Origin of the sequence: Cobetia amphilecti, from assembly GCF_020217465.1 — a bacterium.
Lineage (GTDB): Bacteria > Pseudomonadota > Gammaproteobacteria > Pseudomonadales > Halomonadaceae > Cobetia > Cobetia amphilecti.
In genome coordinates, this window is sequence record NZ_CP084115.1 from 4,092,665 (window position 1) to 4,117,001 (window position 24,337).

General features: G+C 63.7%; 18 protein-coding genes. 3 read left to right on the forward strand and 15 right to left on the reverse strand.

The genetic code is table 11. The annotated features are described in order from the left end of the window. Positions 1–179: 179 nt before the first annotated feature. From pstB to LCW13_RS17135, 4 genes are all read right to left on the reverse strand, one after another. Complete coding sequence (pstB, locus tag LCW13_RS17120) at positions 180–1,025, reverse strand: phosphate ABC transporter ATP-binding protein PstB (protein WP_084589238.1); 846 nt, start codon at positions 1,023–1,025, stop codon at positions 180–182. Beyond that, complete coding sequence (pstA, locus tag LCW13_RS17125) at positions 1,022–2,818, reverse strand: phosphate ABC transporter permease PstA (protein WP_153636719.1); 1,797 nt, start codon at positions 2,816–2,818, stop codon at positions 1,022–1,024. Before pstA ends, pstB begins: the two co-directional genes overlap by 4 nt. Continuing rightward, a complete protein-coding gene (locus tag LCW13_RS17130) occupies positions 2,815–5,064 on the reverse strand; it encodes an ABC transporter permease subunit (RefSeq protein WP_153636720.1) in 2,250 nt (749 codons plus the stop codon). The genes pstA and LCW13_RS17130 overlap by 4 nt, the downstream gene beginning before the upstream one ends. Before the next feature lie 113 nt (positions 5,065–5,177). Continuing rightward, on the reverse strand, positions 5,178–6,137 hold the full coding sequence (locus LCW13_RS17135) for a PstS family phosphate ABC transporter substrate-binding protein (protein ID WP_054556469.1): 960 nt from the start codon (positions 6,135–6,137) through the stop codon (positions 5,178–5,180). A 629-nt stretch (positions 6,138–6,766) separates the two neighbouring features. Between LCW13_RS17135 and LCW13_RS17140 the strand changes: the two genes are divergently transcribed. Continuing rightward, positions 6,767–7,201 (forward strand): acyl-CoA thioesterase, encoded by a 435-nt coding sequence (locus LCW13_RS17140; RefSeq protein WP_054556356.1) that lies wholly within the window; start codon positions 6,767–6,769, stop codon positions 7,199–7,201. A 142-nt stretch (positions 7,202–7,343) separates the two neighbouring features. Here the strand turns inward: LCW13_RS17140 and LCW13_RS17145 are convergent, their stop codons facing one another. From LCW13_RS17145 to hexR, 3 genes are all read right to left on the reverse strand, one after another. Then, positions 7,344–8,444: a TRAP transporter substrate-binding protein gene (locus LCW13_RS17145; protein ID WP_043331733.1), complete on the reverse strand. Its 1,101-nt coding sequence runs from the start codon at positions 8,442–8,444 to the stop codon at positions 7,344–7,346. A 203-nt stretch (positions 8,445–8,647) separates the two neighbouring features. Beyond that, complete coding sequence (gene uvrD / locus LCW13_RS17150; RefSeq protein WP_043331731.1) at positions 8,648–10,870, reverse strand: DNA helicase II; 2,223 nt, start codon at positions 10,868–10,870, stop codon at positions 8,648–8,650. 173 nt (positions 10,871–11,043) lie between these two features. After that, a complete protein-coding gene (gene hexR / locus LCW13_RS17155) occupies positions 11,044–11,910 on the reverse strand; it encodes a transcriptional regulator HexR (protein WP_043331730.1) in 867 nt (288 codons plus the stop codon). Between the two features lie 166 nt (positions 11,911–12,076). On the opposite strand from hexR, the gene LCW13_RS17160 reads away from it, so the two are divergent. Beyond that, the gene (locus tag LCW13_RS17160; RefSeq protein WP_043331728.1) at positions 12,077–12,301 is read left to right on the forward strand and encodes a PA3496 family putative envelope integrity protein; all 225 of its coding nucleotides are present in this window, start codon (positions 12,077–12,079) and stop codon (positions 12,299–12,301) included. 615 nt (positions 12,302–12,916) lie between these two features. Here LCW13_RS17160 and LCW13_RS17165 read toward each other — a convergent pair. After that, positions 12,917–14,284: a sodium-dependent transporter gene (locus tag LCW13_RS17165; RefSeq protein ID WP_043331727.1), complete on the reverse strand. Its 1,368-nt coding sequence runs from the start codon at positions 14,282–14,284 to the stop codon at positions 12,917–12,919. 350 nt (positions 14,285–14,634) lie between these two features. Further along, on the reverse strand, positions 14,635–15,537 hold the full coding sequence (locus LCW13_RS17170; RefSeq protein ID WP_153636721.1) for a DUF72 domain-containing protein: 903 nt from the start codon (positions 15,535–15,537) through the stop codon (positions 14,635–14,637). A gap of 230 nt (positions 15,538–15,767) precedes the next feature. Between LCW13_RS17170 and LCW13_RS17175 the strand changes: the two genes are divergently transcribed. After that, a complete protein-coding gene (locus LCW13_RS17175) occupies positions 15,768–16,454 on the forward strand; it encodes a YitT family protein (protein ID WP_082388683.1) in 687 nt (228 codons plus the stop codon). On the opposite strand, the gene rluF is transcribed toward LCW13_RS17175, so the two are convergent. From rluF to atpD, 6 genes are all read right to left on the reverse strand, one after another. Further along, positions 16,451–17,761: a 23S rRNA pseudouridine(2604) synthase RluF gene (gene rluF, locus LCW13_RS17180; protein WP_153636722.1), complete on the reverse strand. Its 1,311-nt coding sequence runs from the start codon at positions 17,759–17,761 to the stop codon at positions 16,451–16,453. The genes LCW13_RS17175 and rluF overlap by 4 nt on opposite strands. Before the next feature lie 169 nt (positions 17,762–17,930). Further along, positions 17,931–19,778: a glutamine--fructose-6-phosphate transaminase (isomerizing) gene (glmS, locus tag LCW13_RS17185; RefSeq protein WP_043331725.1), complete on the reverse strand. Its 1,848-nt coding sequence runs from the start codon at positions 19,776–19,778 to the stop codon at positions 17,931–17,933. Positions 19,779–19,789: 11 nt separating this feature from the next. Next, positions 19,790–20,569, reverse strand: a complete 780-nt coding sequence (locus tag LCW13_RS17190) for a DeoR/GlpR family DNA-binding transcription regulator (protein WP_043331724.1) — start codon at positions 20,567–20,569, stop codon at positions 19,790–19,792. 208 nt (positions 20,570–20,777) lie between these two features. Beyond that, positions 20,778–22,148 carry a bifunctional UDP-N-acetylglucosamine diphosphorylase/glucosamine-1-phosphate N-acetyltransferase GlmU gene (glmU, locus tag LCW13_RS17195; protein WP_153636723.1) on the reverse strand — a complete coding sequence of 457 codons (1,371 nt, stop codon included), beginning with the start codon at positions 22,146–22,148 and terminating at the stop codon, positions 20,778–20,780. A gap of 327 nt (positions 22,149–22,475) precedes the next feature. Then, entirely contained in the window at positions 22,476–22,898 is a 423-nt protein-coding gene (locus LCW13_RS17200) for a F0F1 ATP synthase subunit epsilon (RefSeq protein WP_054556360.1), read from the reverse strand. A gap of 29 nt (positions 22,899–22,927) precedes the next feature. After that, the gene (atpD, locus tag LCW13_RS17205) at positions 22,928–24,301 is read right to left on the reverse strand and encodes a F0F1 ATP synthase subunit beta (protein WP_043331716.1); all 1,374 of its coding nucleotides are present in this window, start codon (positions 24,299–24,301) and stop codon (positions 22,928–22,930) included. Positions 24,302–24,337 lie beyond the last annotated feature (36 nt).

The following is a 24,337-nucleotide window of genomic DNA, read 5'->3' on the forward strand; positions in this document are numbered from 1 at the left end:
GACATGAATGACGTGACAAGTATGGCCCACTACTGACTGACACAGCGGGCTCCCCCTCAGCATGCCGACACTTGATTGCAGTTATGTTTCACCCATGGCGCAAAGGCGCTATCTGGCCGCCATCGTCAGCAATATCAGGACGAAAGGGCTACCTGGCTGCACGTTCGCGCATGAGCGCGCTAACCGAAACGCCCCGTGATGTAGTCTTCCGTCTGGCGGCGCCGCGGGTTGGTGAACAGCTGATCGGTCGGGGCGAATTCCACCAGGCGGCCCTCATGCAGGAAGGCGGTATCGTCTGACACCCGCGCGGCCTGCTGCATGTTGTGCGTGACGATGATCAGTGTCAGGCGCGAGCGCAGCGAACGGATCAGCTCCTCGATCTTGAGCGTCGAGATGGGGTCCAGCGCCGAGGCCGGTTCATCCAGCAGCAGCACCTCCGGCTCGACCGCCAGCGTCCGCGCGATCACCAGCCGCTGTTGCTGGCCACCCGAGAGCCCCAGCGCGCTGTCGTGCAGGCGGTCCTTCACCTCTTCCCAGAGCGCCGCGGAGCGCAGACAGGATTCGACCTTGTCATCGAGGTGGCGCTTGTCATTCTCGCCGACCAGCCGCAGTCCGAAGGCCACGTTCTCGTAGACCGACATCGGAAAGGGGTTGGGCGTCTGGAAGACCATGCCGATCCGGCGGCGCAGCATCGGCACGTCCACGCCGCGCGCATGAATGTCCTCGCCCTCGAGCAGTACCTTGCCGGAAAGACGTGACTGTTCGTCGAGATCGGTCATGCGATTGAAGGTACGCAACAGACTCGACTTGCCGCAGCCGGAAGGGCCGATGAAGGCCGTCACGCGCTTGCGCGCGATCTGCAGGCTGACGTCCTCCAGGGCGCGGCGCGTCTGGTTCTCCTTGCCGACACGTGCCTGATAATCGAGGCTCAGGTGACGGGTTTCCAGGCAGATGTCCTCAGCCGGCCGCGCAGGCGTCTCCTGAAGAAACAACTGGGGCTTGGGCTGTTCAGAGTCACGCCTCATTCGGTGGCTCCCTTGTAACGTTGTGCCAGCATGTGACGCAGGCGAATGGCACTCAGATTGAGGCATAGAATCACGACCACCAGCACCAGCGCGGTCGCGTAGACCAGCGGCCGACTGCTGAAGGCGTCGCTGCTCTGGAAGGCCAGATCATAGACCTGATGCCCCAGATGCATGAATTTTCGGTCCAGATGCAGCCACGGGAAGCTGTCATCCAGCGGCAGGTCCGGGGCCAGCTTGACCACCCCGACCAGCATCAGCGGCGCGACTTCGCCCGCCGCACGCGCCACGGCCAGAATCAGCCCCGTCATCAGCGCCGGCGAGGCAGCCGGAATCACCACGCGCTTGAGCGTTTCCAGGCGTGTCGCCCCCAGCGCCAGCGCACCTTCGCGCAGACGACGCGGCACGCGCGCCAGCCCCTCTTCCGTGGCGACGATCACCACCGGCAAGGTCAGCAGGGCCAGCGTCAGCGAGGCCCACAGAATGCCGCCGGTCCCGAAGGTCGGCGTCGGCAGCCGCTCGGAATAGAACAGCTCATCGATTCCGGCGCCCAGTCCATAGACGAAGAAACCGAGACCGAACACGCCGTAGACAATGGAGGGCACCCCGGCCAGGTTGCGCAGCGCGATGCGCGTCAGGCGCGTCAGGCGTCCCTGATGGGCCACCTCGTGCAGATAGAGCGCCGCCATCACGCCGAAGGGCATCACCATGATCGACATCAGTACCACCATCAGCACGGTGCCGAAGATGGCGGGCCAGACGCCACCGAAGCCCTCGGTGGGCGCGCCAGCCACGAAGTCACGGAAACGCTTGAACGTCATCATCAGCCGGCCGCTGAAGCCCATCGCATTGGGCCGCCAGGCATTGCGGATATCATCGAGCGCGATGCGGCCTTCGTAGCCGCCATTGCCGCCCAGCAGCAACTGACCGCCCGCCAGCGCATCCCGCAGGGCACTCAGCTGACCTTCACGCTCGATGAAGGCGCTGCGCACCTCTTCCAACTCCTCCTGCATCTGCTGCTCGAGCTCAGCGTCCTCTTGAGTCCGCGCCGGGTCACCGTCAGCAGTGGCGCTGCGCCGGGATTCGAGCGACTGCTGCAGCGCCTGATAGCGACTGCTCAAGGCTTCACTGTCCAGGCGCAGTGCCTGCAACTGGCGGCGCTCGCTCTCGATCATCTTCAGGCGGGCAAACAGCGGCTCGGCGTCCTCGGACAAGGGCCGGACAGGTCCGTCGCCGACATCGGGCGTGTGGTCCATCTCCCCTGTCATCGGGTCACTCAGCGCCCGTGGCATGCCGTAGAGAGTGCGGCCATCGCGCATTTCCAGCATCAGCGCCTGGCTGGGGAAGGTCATCCTGTCGAGCAGCGTCTCCGGCAGCCACTGCCAGCTGGCCGCGGCCCCGTCACGTGAGGATGTCTGCAGCAGCCACCATTGCTGGCGAGCGTCATCCCCCTCGCCCGAGGTAACACGGCGCATCTCCTCGTGCATCAGCTCGCCGAGCAGATGGCGATTGTCGGCCGCTGGCTCACCGCGCGTGGTGGTCAGCGCCGTGGGACTCTGGCCCGGCTGCGCCGTCAGCTCCACCTCGACCAGCCGTGAGGGCCAGAAGTGACTGAAGGAGCCCACCACCAGCAGGCTGAGCAGGCCCAGCACCAGCACCAGCGAGACACTGACCGCCATGGCATTCAGCCAGCCCCACGGGCCGCCGTCGCGCCAGTAGCGCTGCAGGCGCCCGACCAGCGGCTCGCGCGGGCGCAGCAGTGAGGAGCTGGCGCGATTGGTGTCAGGGTGACTCATCCCCAGCTCCCCTGATTGGGCGGCGTGAAGCGCTGTCGCAGCACTTCCGCCAGCGTATTGACCACGAAGGTGAAGACGAACAATGCCAGGGCAGCGAGGAACAGCAAGCGGTAGTGGCTGCTGCCGACCTCGGCCTCCGGCAGCTCGATGGCCAGGGTCGCGGCCAGTGAACGCAGGCCCTCGAACAGACTGGCATCCACCAGCGGCGTATTGCCGGCCACCATCAGCACGATCATCGTCTCACCGACGGCACGCCCCATGCCGATCATCATCGCCGAGAACAGCCCGACCGCAGCGGCAGGCAGGATGACGCGGCGCAGACTCTGCCATGGCGTCGCGCCAAGCGCCGCGGAGCCTGCGGCCAGACCGCGCGGCACCGACGAGAGGGCATCCTCGCTGAGCGTGAACAGGGTCGGCATCACCGCCAGCCCCAGCGCCATGCCGGTCACCAGGGTGTTGCGCTGGGCGTAATCGATGCCGTAGTGGCTGAACAGCCACTGGCGGAGGTCACCGTCGAACCACCACTGCTCGACCTGGCCGGCGATGGTCACATCCAGCCACAGCAGCACGAACAGCAGCGGCAACAGCCCGAAGGCCGCCATGTTTTCCGGCAGCAGATTACGCCATACGCGCGGCGACAGGGTCCACAGGAAGCCGGCCACCATGGTGCCCAGCGGAATCAGGACCAGCCCCAGCAACACCGCCATCAGCTCACGCTCGACGAAGGGCGCGACCACCAGCGCGGCGATGAAGCCGATCACCACGGTCGGCAGCGCCTCCATCATCTCCAGCAGCGGCTTGATGCGGGAACGCTGGCGCGGCGCCATGAAGCAGGCGACATGGATGGCACAGCCGAGCCCCAACGGCACGGCAAACAGCAGCCCGACCAGCGCCGCCTTGAGCGTGCCCCACATGATGGGCACCAGCGACAGACGGGGTTCGTGGGTACCGGTGCTCTCCAGCTGCCAGATCCACTCCGGCGCTGCGCGTCCCTCATACCAGACCTTGCCGAAGATGGCGTCGAGCCCGACGGCCTGATGCGGGTCGTGTATCGCAAGCCCCGCATAGGCCTTGCCGAGCGCCCCCAGCGACGCTTCCTGAGCGGGCAGCCTTGCCTCCCGGGTCGCCGATGCCAGCAAGCGGCGGTCATCATTGTCAAATTCCAGCGTCACGCCAGCCGCGACCCGGGCGGCGTCCAGCCAGTCCAGCACCTGACGGCGACGCTCGCTGGTGGCCAGATAGAGGCCAAGGCGGCCGTTGGCGTCCAGCGCGGCAAAGCCGAGGCTGTGATGGGCGGCAGCCATCGTCACCACCGGCGCCGACAGGTCACTGTCAAAGACGCCGGCCTTGACCAGCGGCTGCGCATGCGCCGGCAACAGGTAATGGCTCAGGCCACCGGCGGCGTCTCCGACGATCAGGCTTCTGCCGCCACGCAGGACGCTGATCGCGGTGATCGCCGGCGATGACGCGGAGGCAGAAGAGGCCATAGCGTGATGTGCCAGCTTGCGCGCCAGCGGCTTGGTCCCGGTGGAGGCCTCGCTCAGTTGCCACTGGGTGAAGCCATCGCGGTCAGCGGTGACCAGCAGACGCCCCTGCTGCGAAGACAGCCTGGCCGTGCCCGGCAACCACTGCTGCTGCCACTCGGAGAGCGGCGTCTGGCTTGCTGCATCGTCACCCAGCGCGCCGGCGGTAGCGTGCGACGCCGACAAGGCCAGGCGCGCCAGCCACAGGCCATCGCCCTCCTCGTACGGAATGCGCAGCCACAGCTGGTCACGGCTGAGCATCAGGCTTGCCTGGCGGCGCTCAAGCCCTGCGGGAACCTCGATGGCACTGCCGCGCAGTCGCACGCCAGCGGCGGACTGCTGAACCACCTGCAGGCGATCATCCGCGAGCCAGACACCCGCCAGCGGCGAGGTACGCGAATCCGCCGTCGAATCGTCACTGGCCAGCACGGGAGGCAGCCCGTCACGCGCGGCAAGCGGCATGTCAGGCAAGGCGCTCAGCCAGTCAGGATCGGTCTGCGCGGCAGGCATCTGCTGGTCGCTCACTTGCTGTTCGAGCGCCTGCTGAGGAAGCGACGTGACGCTGGCGGGCTTGAGCAGCGGCCACGACACGCTGACCAGATAGGCCAGCATCACGACGACGATGACCATCACGCCCAGCCCGGCCGCTGTCAGCCACAGACTGGCAAGACGGTCATGCCGCAGACGACGACGCTGCATTCGGGAGGCATCAACTGCCGACATGAAATATCACCACGAAAGGATTCGCGCCCTGGAGTGTCGACTCCGCAGACGCATGAAGCGGGTATGGCACCGAGATTATGTCCAAGTGATGACAGAGAGATGACAAAGGCGAATCAAAGGGCATCCACATCCTCCAGCCCCAATTGCTGACGCCAGTGCAGCAGCTGCTTTTCCGGCAGCGGCACATAGCCACCACGCAGGATGGCCTGCTGACCCTGGCGCGACATGATCAATGACAGGAAGGCCTGCTCCAGCGCCGGGAGCGGCTCGTCAGGCACCCTATTGACGTAGATGTACAGCGCGCGGGTCAGCGGATAACGGCCATCGCGAATGCTGGCCCGGCTCGGGAAGACGGCGTGGCCACCCGCCTCACGGCTGACGGACAGCTGCTTCACCAGCGGCGAAGAAGTGCTGAAGCTGGCATAGCCGATGCCATTGGGCGAGGAGCCCACCGCACCGATGATGGAGGCCGAGCCCGGCTGTTCACTGACATCGAGGCGGAAGTCGCCATCGCACAGCGCGATACGGCGGAAGGCGCCGTAGGTGCCCGAGGTGGCACTGCGCCCGAAGCGCGTGATCTGGCGGTCATTCCACTCATCACTCAGCCCGAGCTGGCCCCAGCGATTGGCTGCCTGGCCACCACAGTTGTGCGTGGCGGAGAAGATGGCATCCAGCTGCGCGATGCTGATCTCCTCCAGCGGATTGCTGCGATGCACGATGATGCCCATCGCATCCAGCGCCACGGGCACACCAAGCGGCGGATAGCCGAATTCACGCGTGAAGTCCTGACGCTCCTGATCGCTCATCGGGCGCGACATCAGCCCGATGCGAGTGGTGCCGGCGATCAATGCCGGCGGCGCCGTCGAGGAGCCCGCTGCCTGCAGCTGCACGCGCACCCCCGGATGATAGCGGCGCAGCTGGGCAGCCCAGCGCGTTACCAGCACCGACAGGGTATCCGAGCCCACCGCCGTCAGGTTGCCCACCACCCCGGACACCGGGCGATATTCGGGCACCTTGTCGGCCAGTGCCGGAGCCGAGAGCGTCGAGAGCCCCAGCAGGCAGGCAAGCGACATCAGCCGCAGCGACGGCAGACCTGAGCGCAGACGGGGCGCGCAGGAGGAAGGCACATATGAGGAGGACGCGGATGACCCGCGACGCGACGCGAACACGGCGCGAAAGCCTGAACGAACAAGCGACCCGACGGAAACTGACATGGCGACTTCCCACCAGAGAATGAACAAGATGACGATGCGACACGGAGCTGGCCACTGCTTGCCACGCCCGTGGCGACGGGCATGCGACGGTGGATCAAGGCGGCCCGTGCAGCATGGCGAAAGACAGCGAGTATCCGTCATTGCTGCGTTGAGGAACGATACTCCATGCTGCAGCGCAAAAAATCTCCTGACAGTCCATCGTCAGTGAGGACAGTGCTTTGTCCGCCGGAGTAGGATACAGGAGATGATGAAGCCGCTGCGGCTCATCCGCCATGGTCTGCGTCGCGCTGATGCTATCGATGGCCCCGGTGACTTTCTTCGGCGATTGCCGAAGTGCCCTGTATAAGGCCCCCTGTGCAAGGCAGTGCCCTGTACAAGGAGGCGTCCTATGCAAGGCAGCGCCCTGCGCCAAAAGACGCACCTTTTTCAGACGCAAGGGTGCAGAAATGAAATGACCATTTTATAACAACAAGATAGCGAGTCATGACATGCAAGCTCTGGATGATATCCCGACGCCGAACGGCACACTGACGCTAAAATTGATCGCCCAACGCCAGGACACCAATCTCTATGGCGACATCAGCGGCGGCTGGCTGATGCACCGCATGGACGAGGCCTGTGAGCTGGCCGCCGGGCGCGTCGCCCACGGACGCACTGCCACCGTGGCCGTCGAAGGCCTCGATTTCCTGTCGCCGGTGCGTATCGGCTCGGTGGTCAATATCTTCACTCAGGTGGCCGAGGTCGGGCGCAGTTCGATCAGGCTCGCCGTCGAGGTCTGGATCCGCCCGCCGCAGGAGCGCAATCAACACGCGCTGACCAAGGTGACCGAAGCCTGCTACGTGATGGTGGCACTCGATGACAATGGCCGCATCCGCGCCGTACCGGAGCAGGCCAGCACCGCCATCATCGAGGAGCAGGACTGATCCTGAGCAGGACTGAGCCAGGCGCCTCGCCTCTCTTCCTGTCAGCCACACGCCAAGAAAAAGCCGCCCTCTGGGGCGGCTTTTTCGTCAACAATCAGTCACGCGCTCAGACAGTCAGGCAGGCAGTCGGAAAGAGACTCGCTCAGGCTTCGCCCAGCACCCGACCACGCGCATCCAGATAAGCCTGCTCACCGATACGCGACCAGGGCGCGACCTGCTGCTGGAAGGCGCGGTAGGACTCATAGACGCGCCTGGCGTCCTCATCCTTGGCAATGAACTCGTCCAGCACCTCGTTGGAGGCATCGAACAGCGCCGCATAGACGTCCTGGGGGAATTCACGCAGCTCCACACCGTGCTCCTCGACCAGCGAGGTCAGCGCAGTGGCGTTGCGCAGCGCGAATTCATCCACCATGGCGTGATTGGCGATTCTGGCCGCCTGGATCACCACCTGCTGCAGGTCTTCCGGCAATGCCTGCCAGGCCTCGAGATTGACGGTGCCTTCGAGGATGGCGGAAGGCTCGTTCCAGGCCGGCGAGTAGTAATACTTGGCCACCTGATGCAGGCCGAAGGCCAGATCATTGTAGGGGCCGACCCAGTCGGTGGCATCGATCACGCCGGTTTCCATCGCGGTGAAGATCTCGCTGCCCGGCAGATTGACCGCGCTGGCGCCGATGCGATTCATCACTTCGCCCGCCAGCCCCGGCAGGCGGATCTTCAGCCCCTTCATGTCCTCGAGACTGTTCACTTCCTTGTTGAACCAGCCGGCCATCTGGGTGCCGGTGTTGCCCACCGCCAGCGGCTTGAGGTTGTGGCGCGAGTAGATCTCGTCCCACAGCTTCATGCCATCGCCATGATACAGCCAGGCGTTGGTCTCGGTGGTGTTCATGCCGAAGGGCACCGCAGTGAAGAACTGGGCCGCGGGCACCTTGCCCTTCCAGTAGTAAGAGGCCGAGTGGCCCATCTGGGCGGTACCGGAGGACACGGCATCGAAGACTTCCAGCGCCGGTACCATCTCGCCGGCGCCATAGACCTTGACCTGCAGGCGACCACCAGAGAGCTGACCGATCAGGCTGGCGAATTCATTGGCACCGGTGCCCAGTGCCGGGAAGTTCTTCGGCCAGGAGGTGACCATCTTCCAGTGGATGGTCTCGCCCTCGGCGGCATTGGCGGTGGACACGAAAGGCGCGGCGGCGAGACCGGCAGCACCGGCCCCCAGAGCAGAGAGAAAACGGCGGCGTTGCATGGGACTTTCCTTGTTCGAGTTGTGGGCAATGCATGACGCGGCATCAAGACAGCATGTCTGCCACTATGCCGCGACCCATGGATGGCCCACAACTGCACCAAGGCCGTAATGGCGAACGAATACCGCGCCCCCTGCCCCGCGCTACACCTCTTGCCAGCGCCTGCAGTCAGCGCCTCATGGCTGCGTCTGCCATCAATGCAGGATCAGCTCAGCACTTCCAGCTTGGCAAAGCCCAGCACCAGCCACTTGTCGCCTTCGCCCTCGAAGCTGATCTGCACGCGCGCGCGCTCGCCCTGGCCTTCGGCATTGATGACCACGCCTTCCCCGAACAGCGGATGCCGTACCAGGCTGCCGAGCGAGAGTGCCGGCATGTCGCCATTGGCCTCGACACTCTCCTGACGCGGACCGGAAGGACGGCGATTCGGCGTGGCGCGCTGGGTCGAGACCGGACGCGAGACCTGGCCACGCAGACGCACCTCTTCCATCAGCTCTTCCGGCAATTCACGCAGGAAGCGCGACGGCCGCTGGAAGGTCTCCTTGCCGTGCATGCGACGCAGCTCGGCGTAGGTCAGGTAGAGGCGCTGCATGGCACGGGTGACACCGACGTAGCACAGGCGACGCTCTTCCTCGAGACGCCCCGGCTCCTCCAGCGACATCTTGTGCGGGAACAGCCCCTCCTCGACCCCGGCGACGAATACCACCGGGAATTCGAGCCCCTTGGCGGAGTGCAGCGTCATCATCTGCACGCATTCCTCGCCTTCGGCGGCTTCGTGATCGCCGGCATCCAGCGCGGCTTCGGCGAGGAAGGGCTCCAGCGCCTCGGCCCCTTCGCTGGGGGCTTCCGGGTCCATGCGCTCGCCCTGACTGAAGGCGCGGCAGGCGTTGACCAGCTCCGAGAGGTTCTCGAGGCGCGCCTGGCCCTTCTCGCCCTTCTCGGCGGCGTGATGCTCACGCAGGCCGGAGACATGGATGACGTGCTCGACCAGCTCATGCAGCGCCATGCCGGCGGTGTCGTTGTCGAGGCCATCGATGATGTCGGCGAAGGCACGCACTGCGGTGGCGGCGCGTCCCTTGAGGGCGCCATCGGAGACCGCATCGCTCATCGCCTGCCACATGGTCAGGTTGCCGTAGCGTGCGCGCTCGCGCAGCTGCTCGACGGTACGCATGCCGATGCCACGCGCCGGCACGTTGATCACGCGCTCCAGGGCGGCATCGTCCTCGCGGTTGTTCATCAGACGCAGATAGGCAAGCGCGTTCTTGATCTCGAGACGCTCGTAGAAGCGCTGGCCGCCATAGATGCGATACGGCATGCCCTGGCGGATCAGCGTCTCCTCCAGCACGCGTGACTGGGCATTGGAGCGATACAGGATCGCGATCTCGTCGCGGCTGTAGCCATGCTCATTGACCAGTTCACGGATGGTATCGGCGATATAGCGCGACTCGTCGATGTCATTGAAGCCGGCGTAGACACGTATGCGCTCGCCGCGACCGCTGTCGGTCCACAGCTCCTTGCCCATGCGCCCGCCGTTGTGGCTGATCAGGGCGTTGGCGGCCTCCAGAATGGCGCTGGAGGAGCGGTAGTTCTGCTCCAGACGCACCACGCGGGTGTTGGCGAACTCCTCGGTGAAGCGCTGGATGTTCTCGACCCGCGCGCCACGCCAGCCGTAGATGGACTGGTCATCATCGCCGACCACGGTCATGCACTCGCGATCACCGGCCAGCAGCTTCAGCCAGGCGTACTGCAGGGTGTTGGTATCCTGGAACTCGTCGACCAGCAGGTGGGCGAAGCGCTCGCGGTAATGCGCCAGCAGGTGCGGCGTATCGCGCAGCAGCTCCAGCGAGCGCAGCAGCAGCTCACCGAAATCGACCAGGCCGCCGCGTTCACAGGCGAGCTGATAGAGCTCATACATCTCGACCATCTTGCCCATGTAGGCATCGCCATGGGTCTGCACCTGATGGGCGCGCAGACCTTCCTCCTTGCAGCCGGCGATGAAGTACTGGACCTGCTTGGGCGGCCAGCGCTCGTCATCGACGTTGTGCTCCTTGAGCAGCCGCTTGACCATGCGCAGCTGGTCATCGCTGTCGATGATCTGGAAGTGCTCGGGCAGGCGCGCCTCCTGCCAGTGGGTGCGCAGCAGACGGTGACTGATGGAGTGGAAGGTGCCGACCCACATGTGGCGCAGGCTGCTGCCATTGAGCGCCTCGAGACGCGTGCGCATCTCCCGCGAGGCCTTGTTGGTGAAGGTCACCGACAGGATGGCGTAGGGCGAGAACTGGTATTGGTCCATCAACCAGGCGATGCGGTGAACCAGCACGCGGGTCTTGCCGGAACCGGCCCCCGCCAGTACCAGCATGTTGCCCGGCGGCGCGGACACGGCCTCACGCTGATGCGTGTTGAGGTGATCGAGGAGGGGCGATTCGGACATGCAGGGCTCACCACAGGGCAGAGGAGTCGAGGAGCGGAGCAGCGTGAGATTCGCTGCCCCTGTTCAGGCATCCACCTTATCACAGCGGCCTGCCCTGCTCTTCCCCGCGCCGGCCTTCCTTGCACATACGTACCTTGCACTTGCCTTCAAGACAGATGATGCCCGGGCGGTGCTCAGTGGGTATCGAAGTCGTGGTCGTCGATGCGCAGGGTGGCGAGGCTCTTCTTGACCGCCTCCAGCTGCTCCTTGAGCTTGGGTCCGCGCGCCTTGGCGACTCCGACCGCCAGCGTATCGACGATCACCAGGTGCGCGATACGCGAGCTCATCGGGGTGTAGATCTCGGTGTCTTCGTGCACATCGATGTGCAGCGGCAGCGTGACTTCATCCGCCAGTGGCGAGCCACTCGGACACAGCCCGATGACGGTCGCGCCGGCGTCCCGCGCCAGACGCACGCTGGCGATCAGCGCCTTGGTGCGGCCGGTCTGGGAGATGGCCACCACCACATCGCGCGGCCCCAGCGTCACCGCTGACATGTTCTGCATGTGCGGGTCGGTGTAGGCGGCGGTGGAGATCTGCAGGCGGAAGAACTTGTGCTGGGCATCGTGAGCCACGGCGCCCGAGGCACCATAGCCGTAGAACTCGACCCGGCTGGCGGAGGCCAGCGAGTGGATGGCGCGCGCGACGGCTTCGGCGTCCAGACGGTCACGCACCGACAGCAGGGTGCCGATGGTGGAATCGAACAGCGAGTGCGAGAACTCGGCCACGCTGTCGGAGTCATTCATGGAGAACTGGGCGAACTGGGTGCCGGTGGCGAGGCGTTGCGCCAGCTGCAGCTTGAAATCCTGGAAGCCGGCAAAGCCCATTGCCCGACAGAAACGCACGACCGTCGGCTCACTGACCGATGACTCGCTGGCCAGATCGACGATCCGCATGTGAATCACTTCCTCCGGATGGCGAAGGACATAGCGTGCGACCTTTTGTTCAGAGCGGCGGAAATTCTCCATCCGGCTCCTCAGGTCGTCGAAGATGGCATGGCTCACGGCACACTCCTTGCAGACTTCATGGGCATGCCTGAGCTTACGTCATCCCCCCAGGGGTGTCGCCTGCACAGGCAGGCGATAGTCACAATTTTGTCAAGTGAGCTATAGTAAAACGGTGTGGCGCCAGTGAAAGCCCACATCCTTTGGATGCCATGGAGGTCGAATCATGCGTAATTCAGAGCAGGTAGATACGCTCAAGAAAGAGCTTCTCGATATTTTCATGACTCTCGGTGCCGACGAACATCAGGCCCGCAAGAAACAAAGCGCAGTCCGCCATCTCCGCGCCCGTCGTGGAATAGAATTGCACAACGAAATCAAGCGCCTAAGCGAGGATTTAAGCGACATCGAAGTGCTGGAAATGGATACTGAAAGCGATATCGACACCCACTGATTCCAGGCGGGGAGGCGATACGCTCCCCGCCGATCAGTGATGTTTTCACGCTCTGATCCGCCAGGGTTCGGGCTCCATGCGACACCTTCCACCATCTCTTTCGAGCATGGTCGTACCCCCCTCTGGCGCAATTTCAGCATCATCCCCCCTGACTGAAGTGCCTTCTGCGCTGTCATGCCCGGTGTCCTGCTCATCAATCCCGAAATATTCGTTTTTTCTCACCTCATTTTCCGCCCCACCGCTCTTCTTCTGTTTGTCACATTTCTCCTCTATCGCGTGCCGCCATCATCCTTGATGCACCATTTCAGTGCGTATCCGCCGCCATGCGCCTCTCAATACCTGAAACCAGGCTCACGCCTGATGGCGACTTTCCCTCTCGGAAAGGATGAATCTTCTATGTCAAACGAATGACAGACGACGGCCACGCAGCGCAGCGCTACCCAGCCATGACGCCTGCCAGGCAAGCACGCGACCGGGTTGAGATTCTCCAGGCTCAGAAACAGGAAAGGCCCACCGGATGGCGGGCCTTTCGCATTGCCTGCCATGACAGGCCTGAGGCATGTCATGGCAAGTGTTTCACGAGATCTCTCTATATCTCTCGAGATCTCACTAGACCTACAGGCTGGACGCGAACACCACGACCACACCGATCGGGGCGATATAGCGCGCCACGAAGCTCCACAGCGAGAAGGCCGAGTCGCTCATGTTGAGCTGGCTGCGCACCTCGTCACGGCCCATGAACCAGCCGACGAAGACGATGGTCGCCAGACCGGTCAGCGGCAGCATCAGCTTGCTGGTCGCGTAGTCGAGCAGGTCGAAGATGGTCATGCCTTCGAACTTGGCGAACATACCCAGCGGCGCCACGTCACTCCACAGGTTGAAGGACAGGATGGTGGCGATGCCCAGCAGCCAGGTGGCGATACCCGCGACCCAGGCCGAGCCGACGCGCGACATCGGCGTCTTCTCTTCCAGCCATTCGACGATGGGCTCCAGCAGCGAGATGCCTGAGGTCCAGGCCGCGAATACCAGCAGCACGAAGAACACCACGCCGAAGACTTCACCGCCCGGCATGTGGCCGAAGGCCAGCGGCAGGGTCTGGAAGATCAGGCCCGGGCCCGCGGCGGCGTCGAGGCCGTTGGAGAACACCACCGGGAAGATGGCCAGACCGGCCAGCAGGGCGATGACGGTATCCAGCACCACCACGACCAGCGCGGTACGCCCGATGTTGACGTCATCGGACAGGTAGGAGCCGTAGGCCATCATGATGCCCATGCCCAGTGACAGGGTGAAGAAGGCATGCCCCATGGCCGCCAGCACGCCATCCTTGTCGAGCTTGGAGAAGTCCGGCGTCAGCAGCCAGGCGGCGGCATCAGCGAAGCCATCGGTGGTGGCAGCGTAGCCGACCAGCACGATCAACATCACCGCCAGCAGCGGCATCAGGATCTTGGCGGCACGCTCCAGGCCACCGGCGACCCCGCCGGCCACGACCAGGATCACCATCAGCATGAAGGCACTGTGCCAGGCCAGCAGTGTGGTCGGGTCCCCCAGCAGACCGCCGAACAGGCTACCGGCCGTGTCAGAGGTCAGGGTTTCGAAACTGCCGCTGGCCGCGTCGGCGATGAAGGCCAGCGCCCAGCCACCGATGACGCTGTAGAAGGACAGGATCAGGTAGGCGCCGAGCACGCCGGCCACCCCGATCAAGACCCAGGCGGGACTGCGTTTGAGCCGGGCACTGATGTGGCTCATGGTCGAGATGGGGTTCTTCTGCCCCAGGCGACCCAGCAGCCATTCCGACATCAGGATCGGCAGACCGATCAGCAGTATGCAGATCAGATAGACGAGGACGAAGGCACCGCCGCCGCTCTCACCTGTCATGTAGGGGAATTTCCAGATATTGCCCAGACCGACGGAAGAACCGACGGCAGCCAGGGTAAAGGCCAGGCGAGAAGACCACTGTGCGTGGGAATGCGGTTTGGATGACATGTGAATCCCTGATTCGTCGCGAGGGTGCCAGTCGCTGGTAGCGACTTCGGACACCTTGTTGTGCTTGTTGCATCATGCTGCCAATGCGGACGGATCATCCGTGGCCAACACGATGGCGTCGCAGGATCACTGCTGTGGTGCTCCCGGCATTCACGCTGACCGGATAGGTCGTGGGGAATGACAGGCAAGTGCCGATAGGCACGCCGGAACGGGCAGACTGCCCATCTCCGGTAAATATCGCCGAGGTAACGGCAACATGTGGCTAAAGCTACTCGATTGAGGGGCCATCTGCCAGCAAGCCACCATCAGACCATGGCCTCACAGGAGAAACCTCACGGCCAGGTGGAGCGTCAGAACAGGCTGCCCTGCCCCTCTCCCGGAAAGGCCCCGATCAAGGGGCGGTCCAGTTTCGCCAGCACCTGATTGGCCAGCAGGCGTGCCAGCGCGGGCGCTGCCTTGTTGTCCGGTGTATGTACAAAGAGAAACGGGCTTTTCCCCTGACTTATCCACAAGAAAAGTCGCTCTACCCAGGGAGCGAACAGTGCCCGGTTGGTGGCTTCATCGTAATGACCGATGAAGCGCACCACGGGATGTTGTCCGCTGGAGAACACATGCAATGGGCGGTGAGGCTTTTCCGCGCGCGCCACCGCAAGGCCCGGATGCGCGGTGGTGGGGCCACTGAAGAGTGGACGCACATCCAGCATCACGCGATCGACTGCGTGAGTTATCAACAAGCGATTCAACTGTCGTTCCGCCTCGCCCTTGGCGAAGAATACCGGGTCGCGGGGCTCCACCGACCAGGCAAGCCCTGCTCCCTTCACCGACTGCAGAAATTGCTCGAGGCGTGGCAGGACTTCCGCCCCGAGGTCACGCGGCAGCTGAATCATGATCGGACCGAGGCGGTCCTTTATCGGCGCCAGGCAATCGAGAAACTCCGCCAGCTCCTGCTCGATGCCCTGCAGGCGCAATTCATGAGTCAGTCGGCCCGGCAACTTGAAGCAGAAACGAAAATTGGCCGGCGCCTGACGTGCCCAGCTGGCGATGGCAGCAGACGTGGGTTGGGCATAGAAACTGGTATTGCCCTCGACGCTATCGAAGACCCGGGCGTAATCCGCCAGATGTTCCCGCGGGCCGCTGCCCGGCAGCAGGCTGCCGCGCCAGTCGTCATTGGCCCACATCGCGAGCCCGAGATGAAGATGCCCCGCCGAGTGCGAGGCATCCGACGGTGCGGAGGCTGCATGAAAATGGTGCATGAAGAGGCCAGAACTAGAGGAATATAAGGGTCAAAGAGCCAATAAGCCGAAGAATATCGTCTGCCAGAGCGACGTAAGCACAATAAAAACTGTCATCACGGCGTGCTATGGTCCGCATCCTGCATGACACGTCAGCAAGCGGTCCACCCACCGCCCTGACTCCGCTTCCAGCCAGCCACAAGCCGCGCCGGAAGACACTCTTGTTGACTGCCCATACCCCGGAGCCTGTCATGACTGCTTTCCAACGACTCATTCTGCGCGCCAGCGGCAGCCGCTCTCGCGCGGCAAATGCCATCACCCTGCGCAGCCTGATCACGCTCATCGAGGGCTGCCTGCTGGTGGCGCTTGGCGTACGCCTGCTGCAGGCCGGTGGCCTGCTGGTCAGTGGCACTGCCGGCATGTCGTTGCTGGGTGCCGACCTGACAGCACTGAGCTTCGGCAGCCTGTTCTTCCTGATCAACCTGCCCTTCTACGGCCTGGCCTGGAAACAGCTGGGGCTGAATTTCACCCTGCGCACGCTGGGCTGCGTCAGCCTGCTCTCCGTGCTGTCCGATGTGCTGGCGGTCAGCTTGCCGCTGGGTGCCGTCAGCCTGCCGGTCGCGGCGATAGCCGCAGGCCTGTTGATCGGCCTGGGCATCACGCTGCTGTTTCGCGAGAACGCCTCGCTGGGCGGCCTGAACATTCTGGCACTGCATCTGGAGCGACGCTTCGGCATCCATGCCGGTCGCACCACCTTCGCCTTCGACCTGCTGCTGATCGCGATCGCCGCGCTGGTCTACCCCTGGCCACAGGTCATCTGTTCGGCACTGGCATTCGCGACACTGTCCTTCGTGCTGGGCCGCTACCATCGCCGCACGCCTCAGACTGCACAGCCTGCCTCACCGGCGCATGACAAGCAGGTGCAGACGGCTCACTAGCGGCGACCGCGTCCCCCATTGGAGGGACCGCTACCCTTGTACGAGGCGCCCTTGCCAGCCGAGCTGTTTTTCCCCGAGCTCGTGTTGCCGTAACTCTTGCTGCCGCCGCCCTTGTTGGCAGCGGTCTTGCTGTTGGCAGAGGCCTTGTTGACAGAGCCCTTGCTGTTGGCCGCGCCACGCTCATTGCGGCCATCACTGGCATTGCCACGCGTGCGCGGCTTGAGTCCGCTGGCAAGCTTGCCGGCGCCGCCCGCACTCTTGCTGGCATTCCTGCTGGCACTTCTACCGTCGCTTCTGCCTTCCTGATTGCCACGCCCCGTGGTGCGCTCGTCAGAACGCTCGCGACGCCCTGCACCCTCCTGCTTGGCTCCTGAACGCTGGCCCGCACGGCGTTGATCAGCACCGCGCTGACGTGTCTCGCGTTTATCAGGGCTGCGCTGGCCGGATCCGCTCTTGCCGCCCTCATGACGTCGAGTCCCGCTACGCCGGCCAGCGTCCGTATCCTGGGCGGCGCGCTGATGGCGCGCGGCCGTCGCGTGCTGGGAAGGAGGCGGTGCCGCCGCCAGGCGCGAGGCTTCCTCAGTGCCGCTGGAGCCCTCGATCATCTGCTGGATATCCGCCATCTCGCGCTGGGTGAGATACCGCCATTCGCCGACTCCCAGCCCGTCCAGGCTGACATTCATGATGCGCACCCGCTTGAGCTTGAAGACCTCATAGCCCAGCGCCTCACACATGCGACGGATCTGACGGTTGAGGCCCTGGGTCAGGGTGATGCGGAACACATAGGTCGAGATCTGCTCGATGCGACACGGCTGGGTGATGGTGTCCAGAATCGGCACGCCAGCGGCCATGCGCTTGAGGAAGTCGCCGTTGATCGGCTTGTCGACCCGCACCACGTATTCCTTCTCGTGGGCATTGCCGGCACGCAGGATCTTGTTGACGATATCGCCGTCACTGGTCAGGAAGATCAGGCCATCGGAGGGCTTGTCGAGGCGACCGATCGGGAAGATACGCTTGGGATGACCGATGTAATCGATGATGTTGCCGTCGACATGGCGCTCGGTGGTGCAGGTGATGCCCACCGGCTTGTTGAAGGCCAGGTAGACCGCTTCCTGCTTGGCTTTCAATGGCTTGCCATTGACCAGCACCTCATCGCCCGGCGCGACCTTGGTGCCCATTTCGGGCACGACACCATTGATGGTCACTCGTCCTTCGGCGATGTAGCGATCCGCCTCGCGTCGCGAGCAGAAGCCCGTTTCGCTGATGAACTTGTTGAGGCGGGTAAGCGATGCGTCGCGATCAGTCATGGCAGGTCACGTGCGTGCGCCGGGCGATGAACGCGCAGCGGACGGAAGGGGATAAGAAGGCAGGCGCACAGGATACCAAAAACGGCAGCCCTGAGGCTGCCGTTGGCACAATGAGACTGGGCTCATCTGCTGCTGCGCCAGATATGGCGCAGCCATCTTGCATCGCAGATCACTCGACCGTGACACTCTTGGCCAGGTTGCGCGGCTGATCGACATCGGTGCCCTTGAGCACGGCGACGTGATAGGACAGCAGCTGCAGCGGCAGGGTGTAGAGAATCGGCGCCAGCACTTCACTGACATGCGGCATGCGCAGCACGCGCACGCCTTCGCTCTCTTCAAGGCTGATGTTCTCGTCAGCGAACACATAAAGCTCGCCGCCACGCGCGCGCACTTCCTGCAGGTTCGACTTGAGCTTCTCGAGCAGCTCGTCGTTCGGCGCCACCGCCACTACCGGCATGTCAGCATCGACCAGTGCCAGCGGGCCGTGTTTCAGCTCGCCCGCCGGATAGGCCTCGGCGTGGATGTAGGAGATTTCCTTGAGCTTGAGGGCGCCTTCCAGTGCGATGGGGAACTGGGTGCCACGCCCGAGGAACAGCGCATTGTGCTTGTCGGCGAAGGCCTCGGAGAGACGCTCGATCTCGCTGTCCATGGCCAGTGCCTTGGTGACCAGCGACGGCAGCTGACGCAGCTCGCGCACCACCTCGGCTTCACCCGCCTCATCACCGCCACGCACACGACGCAGCGACAGTGTCAGCAGCATCAGGCCGACCAGCTGGGTGGTGAAGGCCTTGGTGGAGGCGACGCCGATTTCCGGGCCGGCCATGGTCATCAGGCTGAGGTCTGATTCCCGCACCAGCGAGCTGCCCGGGACGTTGCAGATCGCCAGACTGCCGAGGAAGCCTCCCAGCGACTGGGCATAACGCAGCGCGGACAGCGTATCGGCGGTCTCGCCGGACTGGGACAGAGTGACGAACAGGGTACCATCGGCGACCACCACCGGGCGGTAGCGGAACTCGGAGGCGACCTCGACCGCCGCCGGAATGCCGGCCAGACGCTCGATCCAGTAACGCGCGACCATGCCAGCGTGGTAGCTGGTACCACAGGCGACGATCTGCACCTGCTTGACCTGGCGGAAGAGGTTTTCCGCCTCGCTGCCGAAGCTGCGCACCAGCACGTGATCACCGTTCAGGCGGCCTTCCAGCGTGGCGGCCAGCACACGCGACTGCTCGTGGATTTCCTTGAGCATGAAGTGACGGTAATCGCCCTTGGAAGCGGCATCCTGCGCGTGCTCGAAGGTCTGCACCGGACGCTCGTTGGCCTCGGTGACCAGACGCTCGCCCTGCTCGAAGATCTCGATCTGCTCGGCGGTCATGCGCACCAGATCGCCTTCCTTCAGGTAGATGAAGCGATCGGTGACCTGCAGCAGCGCCAGCTGATCGGAGGCCAGGAAGTGCTCGTCGATCCCGACACCGATCACCAGCGGGCTGCCCTGACGCGCGCCGATCAGCACGTCCGGCTGGGCACGGTGCACCACGCCCAGCGCGAAGGCGCCATCGAGCAGCGCCACGGCTTTCTGCACCGCGGTCAGAAGGTCCTGACTCAGGGTGTATTCACGCGCCAGCAGGTGAGCGACCACCTCGGTGTCCGTCTCGGAGGTGAAGACGTAGCCCTGGCCTTCCAGCTCGCGCTTGAGGGTCTCGTAATTCTCGATGATGCCGTTGTGGACCACGGCCAGGCTATCGCCGGACTGGTGCGGGTGGGCATTGGCTTCGCTCGGCGCGCCATGGGTGGCCCAGCGGGTGTGCGCGATGCCGACACGACCCTTGAGCGGAGCTTCCTCGAGGCGGCTCTGCAGCGCCCCGACCTTGCCCAGCGCACGCACGCGGTTCAGGCGACCCTCTTCGGAGAGGACGGCCATGCCCGCACTGTCGTAGCCACGGTATTCGAGGCGGTGCAGGCCCTCGAGCAGGATGTTCTGGACGTTACGACTGGCGACGGCGCCGACGATGCCACACATGAGCGATCTCCTTATGCAGTTGCTGGCTCGATGAGCGGGGCGATCAACACCTCGACGCCATGAGCACGAATCTGGTCACGCGCAGCATCAGGCAACGCGTCATCGGTTATCAGGGTACTGACGCTGGACCAGGCCAGCTCCAGGTTGGGAATGCGGCGGCCCAGCTTGTGGGATTCCGCCATCACCACCACTTCACGCGACACCTCGGCCATCACGCGCGACAGGCCGATCAGCTCGTTGAAGGTGGTGGTGCCACGCTCGAGATCGAGACCATCCGCGCCGAGAAACACCTGATCAAAGTCATAGCTGCGCAGCACCTGCTCCGCCACCTGGCCCTGGAAGGAATCGGAGTGCGGGTCCCAGGTGCCACCGGTCATCAGCAGCACCGGCTCGTTTTCCAGCTCGCGGATGGCATTGGCCACGCTCAGCGAGTTGGTCATCACGATCAGGTCATCCCGGCCCTTGAGCTCGGGAATCAACACCACCGTGGTGGTGCCGCTGTCGATGATGATGCGCTGGTGCGCGCGGATACGGCTCGCGGCGAGACGGGCGATGGCCTGCTTGGCGGCGCTGACCGGCTCGTCATGCACCAGCAGCTCACGCGGCATGGCCACGGCGCCGCCATAGCGTCTGAGCAGCAGGCCACTCTTCTCGAGGAAGGCCAGGTCCTTGCGGATGGTGACCTCCGAGGTGGCAAGCTCCCGCGCCAGTGCCTCGACACTGACCTCACCGTCACGCGCCAGCTGATCAAGGATCTGGTGACGCCGTTGCGGTGTCAGTCGCTTTGACATCGGGGACTCCCATAAAGTTTCGAACCGAAAGATAAGAGAGATGAATCGAAACATCAAGTGAAAGACGATAGAGGATGAGGCGATTCACTCCCGGCAGGCCGTCCAGCACAATCGACCGTGACGAAAAACGGGGAGACACCTGTCGGTGCCTCCCCGCCGGTGATGCTCATCTACCCTCAGGGGCAAGCATCGCTACCACAACTGCCGATCACTTCTTGGTCGGACGCGGCCATTCCGGCTTGTCGATACGCTTGCCACGCGCCACGCTCAGCGCGCCCTCGGCGACATCGCGGCTCAAGGTAGAACCGGCACCCACGGTGGCACCGGCACCGATCTTGAGCGGTGCCACCAGCGCCGAGTTGGAGCCGATGAAGGCATTGGCGCCGATTTCGGTGCGGAACTTGTTGGCACCATCGTAGTTGCAGGTGATGGTGCCGGCGCCGACATTGACGGCCTCACCGAGGGTGGCATCGCCGACATAGCTCAGGTGATTGATCTTGGCATCGACACCGACCTGGGCATTCTTGGTCTCGACGAAGTTGCCGATGCGTGCGCCACGCGCAAGCTCGGTGCCCGGACGCAGACGCGCGAACGGACCGACGTTGTTGTCGCCTTCCAGCACGGCGCCGTCGATGACGCTGTGCGGCGCGATGTTGGCACCGGCACCGATGGTGGCGTTGCGGATCACGCAGTGGGCGCCGATGACCACATCATCCGCCAGGGTGACGTCGCCTTCGAAGATGCAGCCGACATCGATGCTGATGTCAGTGCCGATGGTCAGCTTACCGCGCACGTCGATGCGTGACGGGTCGGCCAGGCTGGCGCCTTCGGTCATCAGGCGGTTGGCCTCACGACGCTGGAAGGCACGCTCGAGATCGGCCAGCTGCAGGCGGTTGTTGACGCCCTGCACTTCCTCGACCGCCGCCGGCTGGGCGGTGGCGATGTTGACGCCTTCGCTGGCTGCCATGGCGATGATGTCGGTCAGGTAGTACTCGCCCTGGGCATTGTCGGCGGACAGCGCCGGCAGCCAGCGCTTGAGCTGGGCACCGGTGGTGGCGAGGATACCGGTGTTGCCTTCCTGGATGGCCAGCTGCTCCGGCGTGGCATCCTTGTGCTCGACGATGGCGCTGACGCGGCCTTCGGCGTCGCGCACGATACGGCCATAACCTGTCGGGTCTTCCAGAATCACCGTCAGCAGGCCCAGAGTCTGCTCACTGACTTCGGCCAGCAGCGCTTCGAGGGTCTCGCGACGAATCAGCGGCACATCGCCATACAGGATCAGCACCTTGCCATCACCGATGGCGTCCAGTGACTGGGCCACGGCGTGGCCGGTGCCCTTCTGCTCTGCCTGCACCGCAAAGCTGGCGCCGGTATCGGCCAGCTGCTGCTGAACGCGCTCACCACCATGACCGATGACGACATTCAGATGCGCACCGTCCAGGCCTGCAGCGGTGTCAGCCACATGACGCACCATTGCCTTGCCTGCCAACGGGTGCAGCACCTTCGGCAATCTGGAACGCATGCGGGTGCCCTGGCCTGCGGCAAGAATGACGACGTCGGTACGCTCTGCGCTGCTCATCGGTGAACTCCTGTAGAAAGCGGGTCTTCATACCTGAAGCCCTGAAAATAGTGGCGCCATGATAGCAGCTGATCCGTGACCTGCCAGTGACGAGGTTTACCCACGGGACTGTCGCCGAGAACAGACCCGAGAAAGTATCAGTGCTCCCGCAAGGGCTCTCAGCCAAGCGGCTCAGCGCTCAAGGTGCTGACGGATGAGCACGCTCAACCTTGAATCGCGCCAGGCTACCCCAGCGGCAAGACTGTCCATTCCCGGGTGATGAGCACAAAAAAAGGCGACCCGAAGGTCGCCTCTTTCCTGTCACTGGCCGTCATGGCCCAGTGCATCTCAGCGCGTGTGACGACGCATCTGCTGCACGGTGCGCAGCTTGGCCATCGCCTCGGCCAGTTCGGCCGTGGCGCGTGAGTATTCCAGTTCGGAAGCCTGGTCGTTCATGGCCTTCAAGGCCACTTCCTTGGCTTCCTGGGCTGCCGCCTCATCCAGATCGTCGGCACGTACTGCGGTGTCGGCGAGGACTGAAACGAGGTTCGGCTGCACTTCAAGGAATCCGCCACTGACGTAGTAGATTTCCTCGGCCCCACCCTGACGCTGAACGCGAATCGGGCCGGGTTGCAGCTCGGTCAGCAGCGGAGCGTGACCCGGCATGATGCCGAGGTCACCTTCACTGCCGGCAGCCACGAGACGCTCGACCAGGCCGGAAAAGATGCCTTTCTCAGCGCTGACGATGTCGCAATGGACGCTCATAGCCATACCTGTTTCCTCATGCCTGAACAGGGAAATTACATGCCCTTGGCTTTCTCGACAGCTTCGTCGATGGTGCCGACCATGTAGAACGCCTGCTCCGGCAGTGCGTCATATTCGCCGTCCAGGATACCCTGGAAGCCGCGGATGGTGTCCTTGAGGGACACGTACTTGCCCGGCGCGCCGGTGAAGATTTCCGCAACGAAGAACGGCTGTGACAGGAAGCGCTGGATCTTGCGCGCACGTGCCACGGTCTGCTTGTCTTCGTCAGACAGCTCGTCCATCCCGAGGATGGCGATGATGTCTTTCAGCTCCTTGTAGCGCTGCAACACACCCTGAACGTTACGGGCAGTGTTGTAGTGCTCTTCGCCAACGACCAGCGGGTCGAGCTGACGAGAGGTGGAGTCGAGCGGGTCAACGGCCGGATAGATACCCAGCTCGGCAATCTGACGGGACAGTACGACTGTCGCGTCAAGGTGCGAGAAGGTGGTCGCCGGAGACGGATCGGTCAAGTCATCCGCGGGGACGTAGACGGCCTGCACGGAAGTGATCGAGCCAGTCTTGGTAGAAGTGATGCGTTCCTGCAGGACGCCCATCTCTTCCGCCAGAGTCGGCTGATAACCTACCGCGGACGGCATACGACCCAGCAGTGCGGACACTTCGGTCCCCGCCAGGGTGTAACGATAGATGTTGTCGACGAACAGCAGAACGTCACGACCTTCGTCACGGAACTTCTCGGCGATGGTCAGACCGGTCAGTGCCACGCGCAGACGGTTACCCGGCGGCTCGTTCATCTGGCCATAGACCAGGGCAACCTTGTCGAGAACGTTGGATTCCTTCATTTCGTGGAAGAAATCGTTACCTTCACGAGTACGCTCACCCACGCCCGCGAACACGGAATAACCGCTGTGCTCGGTGGCGATGTTGCGGATCAGCTCCATCATGTTGACGGTCTTGCCGACACCGGCGCCGCCGAACAGACCGACCTTGCCGCCCTTGGCGAACGGGCAGACCAGGTCGATGACCTTGATGCCGGTTTCCAGAAGCTCGTTGGACGCTGCCTGTTCCGCGAAGCTCGGGGCTGCACGGTGAATCGGCATGTGCTCTTCAGCACCCACGTCGCCAGCTTCGTCGATCGGCTGACCCAGCACGTTCATGATGCGACCCAGAGTCGCCGTGCCGACCGGCACGGAGATCGGAGCACCGGTGCTCTCAACTGCGAGACTGCGCTTGAGGCCTTCGGTCGAACCCATTGCGATAGTACGGACCACGCCGTCGCCCAGCTGCTGCTGGACTTCGAGTACGGTCTCGCTATCGGCGACGTTCAGGGCGTCGTAGACCTTGGGCACTGCGTCCCGCGGAAACTCGACGTCAATCACCGCGCCGATGATTTGTACGATACGTCCGCTCATTCCTGGTTCCTCTTAAACCTGCGATTGAAACCTGCT